Origin of the sequence: Persicitalea sp., from assembly GCF_041751555.1 — a bacterium.
Lineage (GTDB): Bacteria > Bacteroidota > Bacteroidia > Cytophagales > Spirosomataceae > Persicitalea.
Genome location: NZ_JBGSXF010000635.1, coordinates 1 through 2180 on the forward strand (window position 1 = coordinate 1; position 2180 = coordinate 2180).

At 45.6% G+C, this 2180-nt stretch carries 5 protein-coding genes; all 5 read right to left on the reverse strand.

Going from position 1 to position 2180, the window contains the following annotated elements; genetic code table 11:
* Positions 1 to 137: 137 nt before the first annotated feature.
* On the reverse strand, positions 138 to 605 hold the full coding sequence (locus ACEW8P_RS22385; RefSeq protein WP_373515294.1) for a type II toxin-antitoxin system VapC family toxin: 468 nt from the start codon (positions 603 to 605) through the stop codon (positions 138 to 140).
* A gap of 191 nt (positions 606 to 796) precedes the next feature.
* On the reverse strand, positions 797 to 958 hold the full coding sequence (locus ACEW8P_RS22390) for a hypothetical protein (protein WP_373515295.1): 162 nt from the start codon (positions 956 to 958) through the stop codon (positions 797 to 799).
* 90 nt (positions 959 to 1048) lie between these two features.
* Positions 1049 to 1516: a hypothetical protein gene (locus ACEW8P_RS22395; protein WP_373515296.1), complete on the reverse strand. Its 468-nt coding sequence runs from the start codon at positions 1514 to 1516 to the stop codon at positions 1049 to 1051.
* A gap of 73 nt (positions 1517 to 1589) precedes the next feature.
* Positions 1590 to 1808 (reverse strand): hypothetical protein, encoded by a 219-nt coding sequence (locus ACEW8P_RS22400; RefSeq protein ID WP_373515297.1) that lies wholly within the window; start codon positions 1806 to 1808, stop codon positions 1590 to 1592.
* Positions 1809 to 1810: 2 nt separating this feature from the next.
* Positions 1811 to 2089 (reverse strand): DUF4160 domain-containing protein, encoded by a 279-nt coding sequence (locus ACEW8P_RS22405; RefSeq protein ID WP_373515298.1) that lies wholly within the window; start codon positions 2087 to 2089, stop codon positions 1811 to 1813.
* Positions 2090 to 2180 lie beyond the last annotated feature (91 nt).

Sequence of the window (2180 nt, forward strand, 5' to 3'; positions counted from 1 at the left end):
ACGCGCTGGGTTGGACTTTTGCTTTCGGCTCCTTTCGCTTGAAATATGCTACGACCTCTGCCTTTGTCATTTTTGACAACTTCTCGCTTATTGCGTTTCTCTGTTGACGCATATACTCTACTGCATCAAACTCTTTTTTAGTTGTTGTTTCCATAACCCATAAAATCTCTTGGTGAACGAATTTCCAATTCCTGATATCCGCTGCTGACATTTACAGAATTGTAGCCTCGTATCCGTTGAACGTTTACAATATGTTTGAAATTCCAACTCACTAGATAGTCTGCCTTGGCAATTGTCGCCAGGGCAATGTGTAAACAATCCGCATAACTCGTCGGTCCGACTACTTTTTCTGAAATGTATTTAGTGGCAAGATCGACTGATATGTCCTCCACTTCCAAAAACTCTGTAAACCCGGCTTTTATTTCTATAACCAAATTTCGCACCCTTGGAGGAGCGTCGGTAAGTTCGTCTTGGGTTACCGATGAGAATAGCAGAATGAATTTCCCTTCGTTGAGTCTCTCAAATAGGGGGATGGTAAATTCAGCAAATTCTTCATCGAAATAGCCGCCAAATACCGATGTGTCCAAATACAATCTTTGCATCATCTTTGAAATTACTGGGGCATAGGGTTATGGGTCAATTCTGCAATTCCCGTTAACCCTAGCCGGGCCGCACCCAGTTCGGCGGAGTGTTCCGAATGCCCTTTACTCCAGTTGTGCGGAGTTTGTAAAACTGCGTACTAAATATATCGGGCCTTTTGTAAAGGCCCCGCCACCAAGTTTACGCCGAACGTTGTTCATTCTCGGTAATCAGCTTTACTTTCGGCAGCAAGTAGTTTGTCCAAATAGGCGCGTTCCTGTTCAAAAGACATATTCTTGATTTCAGCGCTTAATTCATCACGGATTTTCCGCAGGTTTTTCACTAAGCCTTTTTCTGATTTATAGGTCGTGGTTGTCATGGCTGATAATTTCTTTTGGTGTTCTGATTTCGATCATGTTGTAGCCTAGCTGGTAGTTGACGCCGTTGTAGCCTCGTATTTTGTCGAGATTTACGATGTGTTTAAAATTCCAACCGGGCGACGGTCGCTGACCAAGACATCAGCTTTGGTAATTGTAGCTATTGCGATATACTGACAATCCGCGCGGCTTGTTTGCCCAACTACCTTGGCAACAATATAACGATCAGCAAGTTCACTCTCTTCCCGCGTTGGTCGGATTTTCTCGATTTGTTGGACAGGAAGCATATTTAGGAATTCCCTAACGTGCTTTGGTGCCCTCAGTAGTTCTGCTTCCAGCAGGTCAGAAACGATGATAATGAATGAACCTTGATCTACCGCTTCAAAGAAAGGGATGGTATCATCGGAAAATTCTTCATGAACTGCCCACCTACGACGGAAGTATCTATATAAACCCTTTTTGTCATTTCCCCGTTGTGCGGAGTTTGTAAAACTGCGTACTAAACATAGTGGGCCGTTTTTAACGGCCCCGCCACCAACTTTACGCCCAACGTTGTTCATTCTCGGTAAGCAGCTTTACTTTCGCCAGCAAGCAAGCAGTTTGTCCAAATAGGCGTACAACCAGAGTCCGCTCTTACGCCTGCACCCCGAACTGCTTCAAGTGAAAACCCGTGTCCGACGACTTGAAGGTGAATCCCACGCCGTCCAGAATCTGCCATTCGCGACGTTGCTTTTCCGTCATCCGCTTGATTTCCGGCACCAATCGCACGGGTACCCTCAGACATTTTCCATCCTCGAAGTACATTTCCACGTAGCCACGGGGAAATTTTAGGTTTATCAGTTTGTTACTCATAATTATCTGATCTTAATCGCTTTAACCTTTTCTCCACTCAACAATTTCTTCACCTGACTCTTTACCAAGGTTAGGTGTTTCTTCAAATCCTTCTCTATCTGGCTCAGTTCCCGGTCGGAAAAGTCCCCTCTGTCAAACAGAGACAGATCATCCAGCCAAAATTTAGCCCCCTTCGCGTTTTTGCTATTGGTGCGGTAGATGTGAACGTGCAGCCGCTCATTCGGGTCTTCGCCCGCCCAGATAAAAAAGTAATACTTGGCAAAAATGAGCAGCTTTCCCATAAATAGACTTAGCCTTGAGAGTCACCCCGCCAGCCCTAGCCGGGCCCGACTACAAAGCGGATGGCACCCCACCGGGACGAGCCATCAAGAA